We start from the raw sequence: 16,426 nt of genomic DNA on the forward strand, positions 1-16,426 counted from the left end.
ATCCACAACACCGCTTCCATGAACAGTCGATTGTTAGTCCCGCTGCGCCCGGGGTCTGTCGGCTTACCCAAGCAATGCGGTTCCATCTTCGCCCATTGGGCGTCCGTCAATACAAAGCGTTACATCCGGAGTGTGAATCACAACTCCAACAAAATGGGAACCCTAAATCCCTACAACCCTTAGAAGGCGAAATCCATGCCCAGGCGGACGGTGCGAGGGCGCATGGGGGTGTAGTCGTCGCCGGAAAGATCGAACGGCGTGCCCAGTGCGAAACGGTTGCCGGCGGCGTCGGCGATATTCGTCATGCCCAGCGACAGCCGCCATTGCCCGCGTGACAATGCCGCGGTGATGCCGGTATCGACATAGTCGCCCTGGCGGGTGCCCACCCGCGGCCCCACGCCCAGGCGGGAGGAGCCGACATAGCGCGCATTGGCCGACAGGCGCAGCAGCGATCCGTCGCCCAGCACCAGCCGGTAGTCCGCCGCCAGCCGTCCGCCCAGCGCCGCGACATTGGGCAGGGTCAGCTTTTCGCCGGCAAAGCTGAGCAGCCGCACGAAGCTTTCCGGGCGGCTGAGGCGGCTGTCATTGTAGATGATGGACCCGTCGACCGTGAAGCCGGCGATCGGGTGCAGCGTCAGCCGCGCTTCGGCGGTGTAGATGCGCCCGTCGCCGATGTTGACCGTGGTCGGCAGGCCGCGCCGGTCGATCAGGTCGGCCTGGATATCCTGCCAGTCGGTCCAGGCGATGCTGCCCGAAACGGCCACCGGGTCGATGCCGGGCAGGCCATGGCGGATGCCCGCTTCCACCGTCGTCGTGCGATCGTTGCGATAGCTCTGGGCGCGATAATCGTCGATCGAAAGCCCGCCGGGGCGAAATCCCTGCTGGAAGCGCAGGAACATCGTCGTGTTCGGCAGCGCGTCGGACAACAGCGCGAAGGAGGGCAGGAAGATCGTTTCATGGCGGTTGGAGGCGGCCACCGCGCGGGCCACGTCCGTCACGGCGAGCATAAGCGGCAGCGGCCCTTTCGACGTGCCGCTCAATGTGCTGCGGGTCAGCCTGCCGCCGGCGGTCGCGACCAGGCCGGGGCGCAGCTCGATCGAGGTTTCGCCAAAGGCCGTCCATTCGCGCTGCTCGTTGCGGACCCCGGCCGATGGCGCGGGCGCGCCCGGCGGGCCGAGCGTGCGGTTGATGTCCGACCGGCTGTCGAGATAGCTGAAGCCCACCAGCCAGCCGATGCCGTCATGCAGATCGCGGCTGAGGCGGGTTTCGGTGGAAAACATGCGCGTGTCGTTGCGCTGATGCAGCAGCTCGGGCGGGCCGCCGGGCTCCGACGCGTCATAGCGTTCGGACAGTTTCTGCCCGACGATGCCGGCCGAGGTGACGAGCGTGAGGTCGTCCCAGCGCCGCTCCGCGCGGACATTGCCCAGCCAATAGTCGCTGCCGCCATTTTCGGCGAAGGGGCTGGCGCGGGTCAGTTCGCCGGCGCTGCGGCTGGCATATTGCGCGTCGTCATAGCGGATCGACTGGTAGAGGCCGGTCAGGTCGATGGTCCAGTCCGTTCCGGGCGTGTAGCGCAGGGAAAGGCGGCCGCCGGCGATATTGGTGCGGTTGATGTCATCGAGGGCGCGCAGGCTGTCGTCGATATAGCCCCCCTCGCGCACGCCATAGCCCACGGCGCGCACCGCCAGCACGTCGGCGACCAGCGGCAGGTTGATGGTGGCGGCAAGGTCGCCGCCCGGCTCGCCATGCTGGGTGGCGGAAACGCCTGCGCTGACCTCGGCGGAGGCGCGCGTCGCATTGGGCGCATTGGGGACGAGGCGGATGATGCCGCCCAGCGATCCCGCGCCATAAAGCGTGCCTTGCGGCCCCTCCAGCACCTCGACCCCGGCGATGTCATACAGGCGCAGGTCCGGGTCGGGCGTCGCATAGTTGAGGCGCATGTCGTTCAGATACTGGCCCGTCGTCGCCTGTGTCGGCCCGGAAAAGCCGGAATCGGCGATGGCGCGGATGAACAGCTTGTTGCGGCCCGCGCCGACATGGGTGGAGCTGATCGCCGACACCCGGCCCAGCAACGCCGCCGTGCCGCTGGCGGCGTCGGCGGCGGGGAAGGCGTCCGACAGCATCTCGATCGTGCCGGCATAGCGGGCGAGCGGCATCGGGCGCTTGGCGGCGGTGACGATCACCTCGCTGTCGTCGGCCTCGTCCAGGATGGCGGGCGCCGGCATGGCGCGGGGGGCGGGGGCCGGCGAGGGGCGCTGGACCGGCGCGCGACGCGCGACGATGCGCCATGTCCGCGCGTCGATCCGCTCCGCGCGGGCGCCGCTGCCTGAAAGCAGGCGATCGAGCGCGTCGCCGGCGCTCATGCGGCCCCTGATCGCGCGGATGGGCAGGGCCGCGACGGCGGGATCGGTGGTGCCGATATTGCTGCCGGTCTGCCGGGCAAGCAGCACGATGGCGTCGCCCAGCCTGCCGGCCGGCACGTCGACCGCCTGTCTTTCGGTTGGCTGTGCTGCCCCGGCGGCCTGGGCAAGGCCTGCGGGAAGGGCGATCAGCAGCAGGGGACCGACGCAGGCTTTCAGGATGATGTCACCGCGGCGCGGCATCCTGTGGCTCCAGCATCCATGCGCCGTCCCGCCGGCGCGCGCTGACGCCCAGCAGCGGCGCGGCACGGGCGAAGAAGTGCCCGGCATCGCGGTCGATCAGGATCGTGCCGGTAAAGTGCATCGTCGCGACCCCGGGGGCCGCGCGCACCGGCACGCCCAGGCTGCGCGCGATATCGGCGGCGATCTCGTCCATGGGGGCATTGTTATAGGTGAGCCGGCCCGTGCGCCAGCTGCCGACGGCATCGGGCGCGACGGCGGCGAGCTGGACGGTGCCGTCGGCATCGCGCGCGGTGAGGCCGCGGCCGGCGGGCAGGGCGATGGCCTCCGCCTGCGGATTATAGACCACGGCGCCTTCGGACACGCCGATGCGCGTCATCCCGCCGGCATGGCTGATGTTGAAGACGGTGCCGACATCCTCGAACACCGCGTCGCCCACCTGCACGCGGAAGGGATCGCGCGGATCATGTGTCACGGTGAACAGCGCTTCCCCCTTTTCCAGGGCGGCCAGGCGTGGACGGGCATGGTCGAGCCGCACTGTCGTGCCGCCGTTCAGCACGATCTTCGTGCCGTCGGCCAGCGCGATCTCGCGGGTCTGGCCGGGCGCGGTGGCGACGCTGTAGGGATCGGCGCGGGGAATGGCGACAAAGGCGACCAGCGCGGCTGCGACGGCGGCGATGCCTCCGCCCGCGACCCAGCGCCAGCGGCGCGGCGGCGCGTCCTGGTCGTTTGCGGGGATGACGGGCGCGGGATGGCGCGCGGGGCTGGCATGGGGCAGGGCGGCGGGCAGATCGGCGTCGATCGCCGCCAGCCGGTCATAGGCCCGGGCGTGGGCCGGATCGCCCTCCAGCCATCGGGTAAAGGCTTCCCAGTCCGCAAAGTCCGGATCGCGGACGCGGATCACCCAGGCAAGTGCTGCCTCCTCTGTCATGGCCGTTGCGCCGATCATCGTTCCATTACCCCTGAAGGGTCAGACGCCGCCATCACCGGTCTTCCGTATCGAAATCTTGGCGCAGCGCCGTCATCGCCCGATAGGCCTTTTGCAGATCTTTCTCCACCGTCGTCAGGCTGACGCCCAGTTCCTGCGCAATGTCCCGCTGGCCGACGCCCTCCATGCGGAACCGGCGGAAGACCGTTTCCACACGGGCCCCAAGCGCGGCGAGCGCGGCCTGCGCCCGTTGCAGCCTTTCCGCGGCGATCATCTGCTCGTCCGCGGCGGGGGCGGGATCGCGTTCGGCCATCACCCCGGCGGTGGCGCCCGTCATGCCCTCATTCCAGTCCTGCTCGCGCCGTTCGCGCCGGGTGGCGGAGCGGTAGCGGTCCAGCATCAGGTTGTTGGCCATGCGGTACAGATAGGGCACCGGGTCCGCGATGGGGCCGTCCGGGCGGCCGCTGACCTTCAGCCACATCTCCTGCAGCAGGTCCTCGGCACTGTCCGCCGCGCCACGCGCCCGCAGGAAGCGGAGCAGCATCGCGCGTTGTTCCAGAAATATCGCTTCCAGTCCGCTTGGCATTCGTTCGGTTTCATTGGCCGCCCGCCGACGCGCAGCCGCGCCGGATGGGACATCTGTCATGAGGAGGCTTCAATCGTCGCTCATCAGCCCAAAGGCAAGGGTCGATCCATAAAAGGCGACGGCATCGTCCAGCGACAGCCGCGCCGCCCACCAGCGCATGTCGCACGCGGCATTGACGGTCGCGAGCACATTCTGCGCGGCAATCAGCGGATCGACGGCGCGGATCGAGCCATCGGCGACCCCGTCGGAGATCATCCCGGCATAGCGGCGGGCGAGCCGGTTGGATTGCGCCACGATGGAAGCGCGCACCGGCTGCGGGAGCACCTGCAGCGCGGTGGATCGCAGCAAGGGCGATCCGGCGCTGAACTGCAGCCGCAGCAAGCGGTCGATGGAGGCGCACAGCCTGTCCCAGTGCCGGATGCCGCGCACGTCCACCTGCGCCCGGGTGATCGCATCGAAACTGCGGCTGAAACAGGCGAGGACCAGATCGTCCTTCGTATCCAGATGATGGTAGAAGCTGCCCTTGGTGACGTTGATCTCCGACGCGATGCGGTCGACCGACGCCCCCTGATAACCCTTTTCGTTGATGAGGCGCGTCGCCGCCTGCAGGAACTGTTCCTGGCCGATGGCGATGGCTTCCTCCGGCAATGGTTCTGCCGGGACATCTGGCAGCGCGCTCCAGCGCATGCCCGGCGCGGCGATGCCCCACAGCAGCAGGTCCGTCATCCGCGCCTGCACCCTGGGGAAATCCGACGGATCGTAGCGGTCGATCCAGAAGGGCAGCCAGAAGATGGTTTCCAGCAGCACGAAAGTGCGGGCGGTCAGCCGGGCATGGGCGTCCGGTTTCCCGTCGGCACCCAGTGTCGCGCGCAGTCGGCGGAACAGGGCCTGGTAGCGCGACATCGCCTCGGCATGGGCCTCACCCTCCAGCGTGCGCAATTCCGAGAGCAGGGCGATGGGCGCGCGGTCCCCCGCATAGACCGCCTCAAGATCGGCGAAGGCGGCGGCGATGAAGGCGGTGATGGCCGCGCGCGATCCGCGCTTGTCCTCGGCCTGCGCCACGAAGCCCTCGAAGCGATTGAGGGCGGCATGGTAGCAGGCGAGCGCCAGCTGATCCTTGCGGCGGAAATAATAGGTGACGCTGGTCGTGTTCAGCCCGACGCGGCGGGCGACATCGGCGAGCGTCATGCCGAGCGCGCCGGTTTCGTTGATCAGCTCACATGCGGCGTCGACGATCCTGTCGCGCTTTTCGCGATAGCGCTTCGTCCCCTCCTTATGCGCCGTGCCTGTTTCTGCCCGTGCCATGGCGGTGGCTTATCAAGCAAGGCGGGCTGCGTCATCAGTAAATCGAACGATCGGTATGGAGGGCGGTATGGAGCGGGCGGTACGATGCGGGCGCGGCGATGCCCGAAGGGCGCATGGGCGGGGCCGTGTGCCGCGGTTTTCGTGGAAAGGCTGTTGTGATGCCGGTGGCGCTCGTGCAATCCTTGTCGACTGCCTATTCAGGGGGATTCGGGGATGAACCGCAACAGCCAGACCAGCCTGCCACGGCCGGCGCCGCGACAGTCCGACCCCGAGACCCTGGCGAGCGAGATCGTCGAGCGGCTGACCTATCGCATCGGCAAGGATGCCGCCGCCGCCAAGCCGCATGACTGGCTGCACGCCGTCATCCTCTCCATCCGCGACCGGGTGATCGACGCGTGGATCGATTCCACGCATCGAACCTATGAGGAGGAGGGGCGGCGGGTCTATTATCTCAGCCTTGAATTCCTGATCGGCCGGTTGATGCGCGATGCGGTGTCCAACATGGAACTGCTCGATGAAATGAGCGAGGCGCTGTCCTCGCTGGGCGTGGAAATCGACATCATCGCCGAGCTGGAACCCGATGCCGCGCTGGGCAATGGCGGCCTGGGGCGCCTTGCCGCCTGCTTCATGGAGAGCATGGCGACGGTGGATGTGCCCGCCTATGGCTATGGCATCCGCTATGTGAACGGCATGTTCCGGCAGGAGATTTCCGACGGCTGGCAGGTGGAGCTGCCCGAAACCTGGCTGACCCACGGCAATCCCTGGGAATTCGAGCGGCGCGAGGCGAGCTATGAGATCGGCTTCGGCGGCCTTGTCGATCCGGCCGACGATGAGGACGCGCACCCGCACCAGATGCACTGGAAGCCGGCCGAACGCGTGATCGCGACCCCCTATGACACGCCGATCGCGGGCTGGCGGGGCAGGCGGGTCAACACACTGCGGCTGTGGACGGCGCAGCCGATCGACCCGATCCTGCTCGACAAGTTCAACGCCGGCGACCATCTGGGCGCGCTGGCGGAAAGCAACAAGGCGGAGGCGCTGACCCGCGTGCTCTACCCCGCCGACAGCTCGCCCGCCGGGCAGGAACTGCGGCTGCGGCAGGAATATTTCTTCTCCTCCGCGTCCCTGCAGGACATCGTGCGCCGCCACATCCAGTATTTCCAGGACATCCGGACATTGCCGGACAAGGCCGCGATCCAGCTCAACGATACCCATCCGGCGGTGGCTGTCGCCGAGTTGATGCGCCTGTTGCTGGACGAGCATGGCCTGGATTTCGATGAGTCATGGGACATCACCCGCCGCACCTTCAGCTACACCAACCACACGCTGTTGCCAGAGGCTCTGGAAAGCTGGCCGGTGCCGCTGTTCGAACGGCTGCTGCCCCGGCACATGCAGATCGTCTATGCGGTGAACAGCCGCCTGCTGGCCGAGGCGCGGCGCAAGGGCCTGGGCGATGGCGCGATCTCCGCCATCTCGCTGATCGACGAGGGCGGGGAGCGGCGCCTGCGCATGGGCAATCTCGCCTTTTGCGGGTCGCACAGCATCAATGGCGTCTCCGCGCTGCATACCGACCTTATGAAGCAGACGGTGTTCGCCGATCTGCACAGCCTCTATCCCGATCGCATCAATAACAAGACCAATGGCGTCACCTTCCGCCGCTGGCTGATGCAGTGCAATCCGGGCCTGTTCGCGCTGATCCGCGAGGCGATCGGCGACCGCTTCATGGACGATGCCGAGGCGCTGCGCGATCTGGACGGCTTTGCGCATGACGCCGCCTTCCAGGAAAAATTCCGCGAGGTGAAGCGCGAGAACAAGGTGGCGCTCTCCAACCTGCTGCGCCAGCGGCTGAACGCGCGGATCGACCCGGCATCGTTGTTCGACATCCAGATCAAGCGCATCCACGAATATAAGCGCCAGCTGCTCAACATCATCGAGGCGGTGTCGCTCTACGACCAGATCCGCTCGCACCCCGAGCGCGACTGGGTGCCGCGGGTGAAGCTGTTCGGCGGCAAGGCGGCGTCCAGCTATCACAATGCCAAGCTGATCATAAAGCTGGCCAATGATGTCGCCCGCGTCATCAACCATGATCCGGCGGTGCAGGGGCTGCTGAAGGTGCAGTTCGTGCCCAATTACAATGTCTCGCTCGCCGAGGTGATGATCCCGGCGGCGGACCTGTCCGAACAGATTTCGACCGCCGGCATGGAGGCGTCGGGCACCGGCAACATGAAATTCGCGGTCAACGGCGCGCTCACCATCGGCACGCTGGACGGCGCCAATGTGGAGATGCGCGACCATGTGGGGGCGGAGAATATCTTCATCTTCGGGCTGACCGCTGACGAGGTGAACGCCCGCCGGGCGGAAGGCTATGAGCCGCGCAAGATCATCGAGGGCAGCGTGGAACTGTCGCAGGCGCTGACCGCGATCCGCTCGGGCGTGTTCTCGCCCGGCGACCGGGATCGCTATGCCGGGCTGGTCGACGGGCTCTACGATCATGACTGGTTCATGGTCGCGGCCGATTTCGACAGCTATGCCGCGACCCAGCGTGATGTCGATGCTTTGTGGAACGATGGCGCCGCCTGGGCGTCCAAGGCAATCTATAATGTGGCCCGCATGGGCTGGTTCTCTTCGGACCGGACCATCAGGGAATATGCGAGAGAGATCTGGAAGGTAATTCCGTGACATTGGACGGCATGTGGGTGATCTGAGCCCGGACCTGATCGAAAGACTGGTCCGGGGGCGGGAAGACGATCCCTTTGCCTGGCTGGGGGTACACCCGGCCGGGAAGGGCATGGTCGCGCGCGCGCTGCTGCCCGGCGCGCAGCAGGTGACGGCGCAGACGCTTGCGGGCAAGGCCGTGGGGACGCTGGCGCGGCTGCACCCCGACGGGCTGTTCGCCGGGCCGGTATCCGTCCGCGAGCGCCAGCCGCTGCGTTATGTCGCGACCTATGCCGATGGCGCCCGGTTCGAGATGGTCGATCCCTACAGCTTCGGCCCGGTGCTGGGGCCGATGGACGATTATTTCATCGGCGAGGGATCGCATCTGCGCCTGTTCGACCGGCTGGGCGCGCATGTCATGGCCCATGAAGGCGTGGAGGGCACGCATTTCGCCGTCTGGGCGCCCAATGCCCGGCGCGTGTCGGTGGTGGGCGATTTCAACCTGTGGGACGGGCGGCGTGCGGCGATGCGGTTGCGGCGCGACACCGGCATCTGGGAAATCTTCCTGCCCGGCGTCGCGGCAGGCGCCCATTACAAGTTCGAGATCGTCGGGCCGGATGGCGAGACCCTGCCGCTCAAGGCCGATCCCTTCGCCTTCCGGTCGGAATTGCGCCCCGCCACCGCCTCCATCGTCGCGCCGCCGCTAGATCATGACTGGGAGGACGAGGCCCATCGCGCCTTCTGGCGCGCCGCCGATCCGCGCCGCCAGCCCATGGCGATCTATGAAGTCCATGCCGGGTCATGGCAGCGCGACGAGCATGGCGGGTTCCTCGGCTGGGATGCGCTGGCCGACCGGCTGATCCCCTATGTGGTCGACATGGGCTTCACCCATATCGAATTCATGCCGATCAGCGAGCATCCCTATGATCCGAGCTGGGGCTATCAGACGACGGGGCTCTATGCGCCGTCGGCGCGTTTCGGGGAGCCGGAGGGGTTTGCGCGCTTCGTGGACGGTGCCCACCGGGCCGGCATCGGCATCATCCTCGATTGGGTGCCTGCGCATTTCCCAACCGATGCCCATGGTTTGGCGCGTTTCGACGGCACCGCGCTCTACGAGCATGAAGACCCGCGCAAGGGCTTCCACCCGGACTGGAACACCGCGATCTACAATTTCGGTCGGCGGGAAGTCTCCTCCTTCCTCGTCAACAATGCGCTGTTCTGGGCCGAGCGCTATCATGTCGATGCGCTGCGGGTCGATGCCGTCGCCTCGATGCTGTATCTCGATTATTCCCGGAAAGAGGGTGAATGGCTGCCCAATGCGCAGGGCGGGCGGGAGAACTGGGAGGCGGTGGAATTCCTGCGCACCACCAATGCCGCGCTCTATGGCGCGCATCGCGGCGCCTTCACCATCGCCGAGGAATCGACCAGCTGGCCCGGCGTATCGCGCCCCGCGTATGACGGCGGGCTGGGTTTCGGCTTCAAATGGAATATGGGCTTCATGCACGACACGCTGCGTTATCTGGCCCGCGACCCCGTGCATCGCTGTCATCATCATGACGACATCACCTTCGGCCTGCTCTATGCCTTTACCGAGAATTTCGTGCTGCCGCTCAGCCATGACGAGGTGGTGCATGGCAAGGCGTCGCTGCTGCACAAGATGGCGGGCGACGACTGGCAGAAATTCGCGACCCTGCGTGCCTATTATGCGATGATGTGGGGCTATCCTGGCAAGAAGCTGCTGTTCATGGGGCAGGAATTCGCCCAGCGCGCGGAATGGAGCGAGGAACGGGCGCTCGACTGGCACCTGCTGGACCATGCGCCGCATCGCGGCGTGCGGTTGCTGGTGGGCGATCTCAACCGGCTCTATCGTTCGCGCCCGGCGCTCCATGGCCGGGATTGCGAGATCCAGGGCTTCGAATGGCTGCTGGTCGACGCGGCGGAGGATTCCGTCTTCGCCTGGATTCGCCGGGCACCGGGAACGAAGCCGGTGGTCGTCATCAGCCACTTCACCCCCATCTACCGCCATGGCTATCGCCTGCGCATGCCCAGGGGCGGCCGCTGGCGCGAGATACTGAACAGCGACGCGGCCGAATATGGCGGCAGCGGCGCGGGCAATTACGGCTTTGTCGATGCTGACGAGGAAGGGTGGGCGCATGTCACCATCCCCCCGCTCGCCACGCTCATGCTGGAATCGGAGGATTGAGGATGACGACCAGGCACCAGCCCCTTGCGCGTGACGCGATGGCCTATGTGCTGGCTGGTGGGCGTGGCAGCCGCCTGGCGGAACTGACCGATGTGCGCGCGAAGCCCGCCGTCCATTTCGGCGGCAAGGCGCGGATCATCGATTTCGCGCTGTCCAACGCGCTCAACAGCGGCATCCGGCGCATCGGCGTCGCCACCCAGTACAAGGCGCATTCGCTGATCCGCCACCTGCAGCGCGGCTGGAACTTCTTCCGCACCGAGCGCAACGAGAGCTTCGACATCCTGCCGGCCAGCCAGCGCGTGTCGGAATTCCAGTGGTATGAGGGGACGGCCGACGCGGTCTTCCAGAATCTCGACATCATCGAATCCTATGCGCCCGAATATATGGTCATCCTGGCCGGCGACCACATCTACAAGATGGACTATGAGCTGATGCTCCAGCAGCATGTGGACAGCGGCGCGGACGTGACCGTCGGCTGTCTGGAGGTGCCGCGCAAGGAGGCGTCCGGCTTCGGCATCATGGCGGTGGACGAGAAGGACGTCATCACCGCCTTTGTCGAAAAGCCGGTCGATCCACCCGCCATCCCCGGCCAGCCCGACACCGCGCTCGCCTCCATGGGCATCTATGTGTTCAGGACCAGCGTGCTCGCCGGCCATCTGCGCCGCGATGCCGCCAATCCCGGGAGCAAGCGGGATTTCGGCGGCGACATCATCCCCTATATCGTGGAGCACGGGAAGGCGGTGGCGCACCGCTTCGCCAGCAGCTGCGTGCGGGCGGAGAGCGAGACGGGCGCCTATTGGCGCGATGTCGGCACCATAGACGCCTATTGGCAGGCCAATATCGACCTGACCGATGTTGTGCCGCCGCTCGACATCTACGACACCAGCTGGCCGCTCTGGACCTATGCCGAGGTCACGGCCCCGGCGAAGTTCGTGCATAATGAGGATGGCCGGCGCGGATCGGCCACGTCATCGCTGATCGCCGGGGGCTGTATCGTTTCCGGTTCCTCTCTGCATCGTAGTCTTTTGTTCTCGGGCGTGCGCACGCACAGCTTCTCGTCCGTGACCGAAAGCGTGATCCTGCCCAATTGCCAGATCGGGCGGGGCGCGCGGCTGCATCGCTGCGTGCTCGATTCCGGCGTCATCATCCCGCCGGGGCTGATCGTGGGCGATCATCCCGAGCATGATGCGGAGCGTTTTCATCTCAGCGAGGGTGGCATATGCCTCATCACCCGCGCCATGATCGAGCGGCTGGCGTAAAAGGGACGGCTGCGGGGCATGACATTGCCCTAATCCTGTTGCCACCGCGCCCGTTCCTGTGTTAGCCGCCCGCGCTTGATCCATGGGCGGCTGCGCCTGTGAAACACCGGACATATGAAAGCTTTTCCATGCTTATAACCCCAGCCCTTGCCCAGACTGCTGGCGGATCGGCCTCCGGCGTCAGCCTGATTGCCCAGATCGCGCCGCTGGCCCTGATCTTCGTGGTCTTCTGGTTCCTGCTCATCCGTCCGCAGCAGAAGCGCGTGAAGGAGCACAAGGCCAAGATCGACGCCGTGAAGAAGGGCGATCAGGTCGTCACCGGCGGCGGCCTTGTCGGCAAGGTCGTGCGCGTGGACGAGACTTACGCCGATGTCGAGCTGGCGCCCGGCATGAAGGTGAAGGCGGTCAAGTCCACCCTGACCGACGTCATCGATCCCACCGCCCGCCCGGCCAACGACTGAGCCCATATCCATGCTGAGCTTCCCCCGCTGGAAAGTCCTGCTGATCGTCCTGCCGCTGCTGCTCGGCATGCTGTGCGCCGTGCCCAGCTTCCTGCCCGAGAGCACGGTCATGCAGCTGCCCTCGGCGCTGCGGACCAAGGTGAACCTGGGTCTCGACCTTTCGGGCGGCAGCCATCTGCTGCTGGAAGCGAGCCCGGACGAGATCGCCGTCCAGCGCCTGACCAATATGGAGGATCAGGTCCGCACCGAGCTGCGCCGGGCCGATCCGCGCATCGCCATCGGCGATATTTCCCGGCGCGACGGCAAGCTCAGCTTCATGGTGCGCAACCCGCAGCAGGTGGACGCCGCCGTCGAGCGCATCCGCACGCTGACGCAGGGCGCGGCGATGACCGGCCAGCGCGACTTCAATGTGGAGGTGGTCAACAGTTCCACCATCGTCATCACGCCGACCGCGGCGGGCATTTCCAACGCCGTCGACAGCGCGATGGAGGTGGCGACCGAAGTCATCCGCAAGCGCATCGACGAAATGGGCACGCGCGAGCCCACCATCCAGCGGCAGGGCGACAACCGCATCCTGGTGCAGGTGCCGGGTCTCCAGGACCCCAAGGCGCTGAAGGACCTGCTCGGCCAGACCGCCAAGCTGGAATTCAAGCTGGTCGACTATACCGCCGACCCCGCAGAACTGGCGCAGGGCCGCGCGCCCGTGGGCAGCGAGATCGTGCCCTATCCCGGCAACCCCGCCGGCCCGCCGGTGATCGCGGTCAAGCGGGAGGTGATGGTCTCGGGCGATGAGCTGGCCGACGCGCAGCAGGGCTTCGACCAGCAGAACAACCAGCCCAATGTCTCCATCCGCTTCAACGGTTCGGGCGGCCGCAAGTTCGGCAAGGTGACGACGGAGAATGTCAACCGTCCCTTCGCCATCCTGCTCGATGGCAAGGTGCTGTCGGCGCCGAACATCAACGAGCCGATCCTGGGCGGTTCCGCCTCCATTTCCGGCAGCTTCACCGTGGAAAGCGCCAACCAGCTTGCCATCGCGCTGCGATCGGGCAAGCTGCCCGTCGCGCTGAAGGTCGTGGATGAACGCACCGTCGGCCCGCAGCTCGGCGCGGACTCGATCCATGCCGGCATCCTCGCATCGGTGATCGCCGCCGGTGGCGTGATCATCTTCATGCTGCTGAGCTATGGCCGCTTCGGCGTCTATGCGAATATCGCGGTGGTCATCAACGTCTTCGTCATCCTTGGCGTGATGGGCATCCTGAACGCCACGCTGACCTTGCCCGGTATCGCCGGTTTCGTGTTGACCATCGGCACGGCGGTCGACGCCAACGTGCTCATCTACGAGCGTATCCGCGAGGAGCGCCGACGGGGCAGGGGCGTCGTCCAGTCGGTCGAGTTCGGCTACAAGGAAGCCAGCCGCACCATCTTCGAGGCGAACGTCACCCACGCCATCGCCGGCGGCATCATGCTCGCGCTGGGCTCCGGCCCGGTCAAGGGCTTCGCCATCGTGCTGCTGATCGGCATCGCGACATCGGTGTTCACCGCCGTCACCTTCACTCGCCTGCTGGCGGCCTATTGGCTGCGGCACCAGCGCCCGACCGATATCCGCATGGGCCGGCTGCGCATCGTGCCGGACAACACCAATATCGGCTTCGTCGCGCTGCGCAAATGGGCGTTCGGGCTCACCGCGTTGCTGACCGTGGCCGCCGTGGGCGCGACCGCGCATCAGGGCCTCAACCTGGGTGTCGATTTCGTCGGCGGCCTGATGATCGAGGAAAGCTTCCCAACCCCGCCCGATCTTGAGAAGGTGCGTAGCTCGATCGACCGGCTGGGCGTGGGCGAAAGCTCGCTGCAGCAGTTCGGTGATCCCAAGACGGTCTCGATCCGCCTGCCGGCGCCGCAAAGTGCGGATGACGGGGCGACCAACGCCGTCGTCACCAAGGTGCAGCAGGCGCTGGAAAAGGATTTCCCGGGCGCCAAGTTCAGCCGCTATGACGCGGTGTCGGGCAAGGTTTCGGGCGAGCTGATCCAGAACGGCGTGCTCGCGGTGATGCTGGCGGTGATCGGCATCGCGATCTTCTCCTGGTTCCGTTACGAATGGCAGTTCGGCGTCTCCACCTTCGTCGCGATCATGCACGACGTGCTGATGACGCTGGGCTTCTTTGCGATCACGCGGCTGGAGTTCGATCTCAACATCGTCGCCGCCGTGCTGACCATCGTGGGCTATTCGATCAACGACAAGATGGTGATCGACGACCGCATCCGCGAGAATATGCGCAAATATCGCAAGATGGACATGAAGAGCCTGATCGACCTGTCCGTCAACGAAACCCTGCCGCGCACCGTGATCACCTCGCTGACGATCATGCTGGCGCTGGGCGCGTTGCTGCTCTTTGGCGGCCATGTGCTGCGCGGCTTCACCGCCGCAATGATGCTGGGCATTGTCGTGGGCACCTATTCGTCGGTCTATGTGTCCTCCTCGCTGCTCATCAGCCTTGGCCTGAAGCCGCAGCTGACCGACAAGAAGGCGAGCAAGGGCATCGCCGCCCAGGCCGAGCGCATGACCCGCAACGATGGAGCGACGCCCTGACCATCGGCGATCTGCGTGGCGGGCCCGCCGGCTCGCCATCCGGGGGCGGTAGCGGCATCCGCCTGCATCGCGACGACGATGGGATCGGGCCGCTCGTCACCGGCTTTTCCGGCCGCGGTTTCCGGGTGCGCGATGCGGTGTTTCCCGCTGGCCTGCTGCTGACGCCGCTCAGCGCCATGGCGTGGGACGCCGTGCCCGCGACGGTGGAGACACTGACCGTCGATGCGCTCGGCAACATGCTGGCGCTGGAACGCTTGCCCGAATTTCTGCTGCTGGGCACCGGCGCGTCGCTGGTCCAGCCGCCACGCCCCTTCGTCCGGGCGCTGGAAGGGCTGGGCATCGGCGTCGAACCGATGGACAGCCGCGCCGCCGCCCGTGCCTGGGGCGTGCTGAGGGCGGAGGAACGCTGGATCGTCAGCGCCCTGATGGGGCTCTGAACTGCCTCCCCCGTGCTCCTGCCTTCGCAGGAGCACGATGCCTTATTTCCCCGCGATCTTCCGCAGATGGGCTTCCAGCGCGTCGCCATTGGCTGTCCAGGTAAAGCGTAGCGCGGTTTCGCGGATCGCGTTGCGATCGGGCGGGTCGGCGATGAGGTCGCGGATGGCGGTGGCGATGGCCTCGACATTGCGCTCCACGATATGTCCCGCGTCCGGCCTGTCCAGCAATTCGCGCGCGCCACCCACGTCGCAGGTGACGACCGGCGTGCCGCTGGCCAGCGCCTCCACCCAGGCATTGGCGAGCCCTTCGGAGGAGGATGGCAACGCCATCACATCGGCGGCGGAATAGAGCGGCGGCAGATGGTCATGCGGCACCGCACCGAGCAGGCCCAGCCGACCGGCAACGCCCAGCTGGGCGGCAAGCGCACCCAGCATGTGCCGGTCCGGCCCTTGTCCCGCCAGGATCAGCGTCACCCCCGGCAGGCCGGGCAGGGCGCGCACCAGCAGTTCCTGCCCCTTGCGCGGAATGAGCGCGCCCACGCACAGCACCACTGGCCCGGAAAGGCCGAAGGCGGCCTTGGCCTCGGCCCGGTCGACGGGGTGGAAACGGTCGAGATCGACGCCGGTATAATGGACGGCGATCCGGTCCGCATCCATGCCCAGCTCGATCATCGTGCGGCGCATCGCGCCCGAGACGGCGAGCATGCCGGCGGCGGCATCGGCCGCCTTTTTCACGGCGCGGCGCGTTGCCGGGCGGCGGCCCCAATAATGGATGTCGGCGCCCCGCGCCTTGATCGACAGCGGGATGCCCAGGGCCCGGGCGATGCGCGCGCCCACCGGGCCATCGGGGTAGAAGAAGCTCGCGTCGATGACGTCGAAGGGCTGCTCGGCATGCAGCCGCCGGACCAGCGGCATGATCGCGCGGGTCATGCTGAGCACGTTCAGCCGCCCGCTCATGCGCGGGATGATGGGGAAGCGCGGGCGATGGACGGTCAGGTCGCGCCACCGCTCGACCTGCGGCAGGTGGCTGAGCGCCTTGTACCGGCCCATGCCGGAAAAGGGGGCGGGCGGCAGGCCGACGGGCGCGATGACTGTCACGTTCACATCCGGCCGGCTGGCCAGCTCCCGCGTCTGCCGCTCCACGAAGACGCCGAAATTCGGGCGGCTCAGGTCCGGGAAGAGCGTGGAGAGGGTGAGGACGTTGAGCGCCATGCCACTGGACCTATACCGCCATGGTTAACGCGGCGTTAGAGCAATTTCGCGCCGGGCCGGATCGTCCGACGGCCCGGACATCGCGGCATCGCGGCATCCGGAGCGTTTCGGTGTAAACGGATCACGTAAACGGACCATGTTGAGTGGACGATTAATGCCAGGGTGGATCGCCACGCAGCACATCCGGGTCCGA

At 66.7% G+C, this 16,426-nt stretch carries 11 protein-coding genes; 6 read left to right on the plus strand and 5 right to left on the minus strand.

What is annotated here, in order from left to right:
* Positions 1 to 179: 179 nt before the first annotated feature.
* The 4 genes from WFP78_RS15245 to WFP78_RS15260 form a co-directional block, all read right to left on the minus strand.
* Entirely contained in the window at positions 180 to 2,603 is a 2,424-nt protein-coding gene (locus WFP78_RS15245) for a TonB-dependent receptor (protein ID WP_336964056.1), read from the minus strand.
* Positions 2,587 to 3,531 (minus strand): FecR family protein, encoded by a 945-nt coding sequence (locus WFP78_RS15250; RefSeq protein ID WP_336964400.1) that lies wholly within the window; start codon positions 3,529 to 3,531, stop codon positions 2,587 to 2,589. Before WFP78_RS15250 ends, WFP78_RS15245 begins: the two co-directional genes overlap by 17 nt.
* 52 nt (positions 3,532 to 3,583) lie before the next feature.
* Positions 3,584 to 4,114: an RNA polymerase sigma factor gene (locus tag WFP78_RS15255; protein ID WP_336964059.1), complete on the minus strand. Its 531-nt coding sequence runs from the start codon at positions 4,112 to 4,114 to the stop codon at positions 3,584 to 3,586.
* A gap of 69 nt (positions 4,115 to 4,183) precedes the next feature.
* Positions 4,184 to 5,419, minus strand: coding sequence for a TetR/AcrR family transcriptional regulator (locus WFP78_RS15260; protein WP_336964062.1), 1,236 nt, complete (start codon positions 5,417 to 5,419; stop codon positions 4,184 to 4,186).
* A gap of 213 nt (positions 5,420 to 5,632) precedes the next feature.
* On the opposite strand from WFP78_RS15260, the gene WFP78_RS15265 reads away from it, so the two are divergent.
* The 6 genes from WFP78_RS15265 (at position 5,633) to WFP78_RS15290 (ending at position 15,021) form a co-directional block, all read left to right on the plus strand.
* Positions 5,633 to 8,098 (plus strand): glycogen/starch/alpha-glucan phosphorylase, encoded by a 2,466-nt coding sequence (locus WFP78_RS15265; RefSeq protein ID WP_336964065.1) that lies wholly within the window; start codon positions 5,633 to 5,635, stop codon positions 8,096 to 8,098.
* Positions 8,099 to 8,111: 13 nt separating this feature from the next.
* The gene (gene glgB / locus WFP78_RS15270) at positions 8,112 to 10,277 is read left to right on the plus strand and encodes a 1,4-alpha-glucan branching protein GlgB (RefSeq protein WP_419722977.1); all 2,166 of its coding nucleotides are present in this window, start codon (positions 8,112 to 8,114) and stop codon (positions 10,275 to 10,277) included.
* Positions 10,278 to 10,279: 2 nt separating this feature from the next.
* On the plus strand, positions 10,280 to 11,536 hold the full coding sequence (gene glgC, locus WFP78_RS15275) for a glucose-1-phosphate adenylyltransferase (RefSeq protein ID WP_336964068.1): 1,257 nt from the start codon (positions 10,280 to 10,282) through the stop codon (positions 11,534 to 11,536).
* A 128-nt stretch (positions 11,537 to 11,664) separates the two neighbouring features.
* Positions 11,665 to 11,997 (plus strand): preprotein translocase subunit YajC, encoded by a 333-nt coding sequence (gene yajC, locus WFP78_RS15280; protein WP_336964072.1) that lies wholly within the window; start codon positions 11,665 to 11,667, stop codon positions 11,995 to 11,997.
* Between the two features lie 10 nt (positions 11,998 to 12,007).
* Positions 12,008 to 14,584, plus strand: coding sequence for a protein translocase subunit SecD (gene secD, locus WFP78_RS15285; protein ID WP_336964075.1), 2,577 nt, complete (start codon positions 12,008 to 12,010; stop codon positions 14,582 to 14,584).
* Between the two features lie 83 nt (positions 14,585 to 14,667).
* Positions 14,668 to 15,021 carry an Mth938-like domain-containing protein gene (locus tag WFP78_RS15290; RefSeq protein ID WP_336964406.1) on the plus strand — a complete coding sequence of 118 codons (354 nt, stop codon included), beginning with the start codon at positions 14,668 to 14,670 and terminating at the stop codon, positions 15,019 to 15,021.
* A 42-nt stretch (positions 15,022 to 15,063) separates the two neighbouring features.
* On the opposite strand, the gene WFP78_RS15295 is transcribed toward WFP78_RS15290, so the two are convergent.
* On the minus strand, positions 15,064 to 16,233 hold the full coding sequence (locus WFP78_RS15295) for a glycosyltransferase (RefSeq protein ID WP_336964077.1): 1,170 nt from the start codon (positions 16,231 to 16,233) through the stop codon (positions 15,064 to 15,066).
* Between the last annotated feature and the right edge of the window lie 193 nt (positions 16,234 to 16,426).

It is taken from the genome of Sphingobium aquiterrae, from assembly GCF_037154135.1.
GTDB classification, from domain to species: Bacteria; Pseudomonadota; Alphaproteobacteria; order Sphingomonadales; family Sphingomonadaceae; genus Sphingobium; species Sphingobium aquiterrae.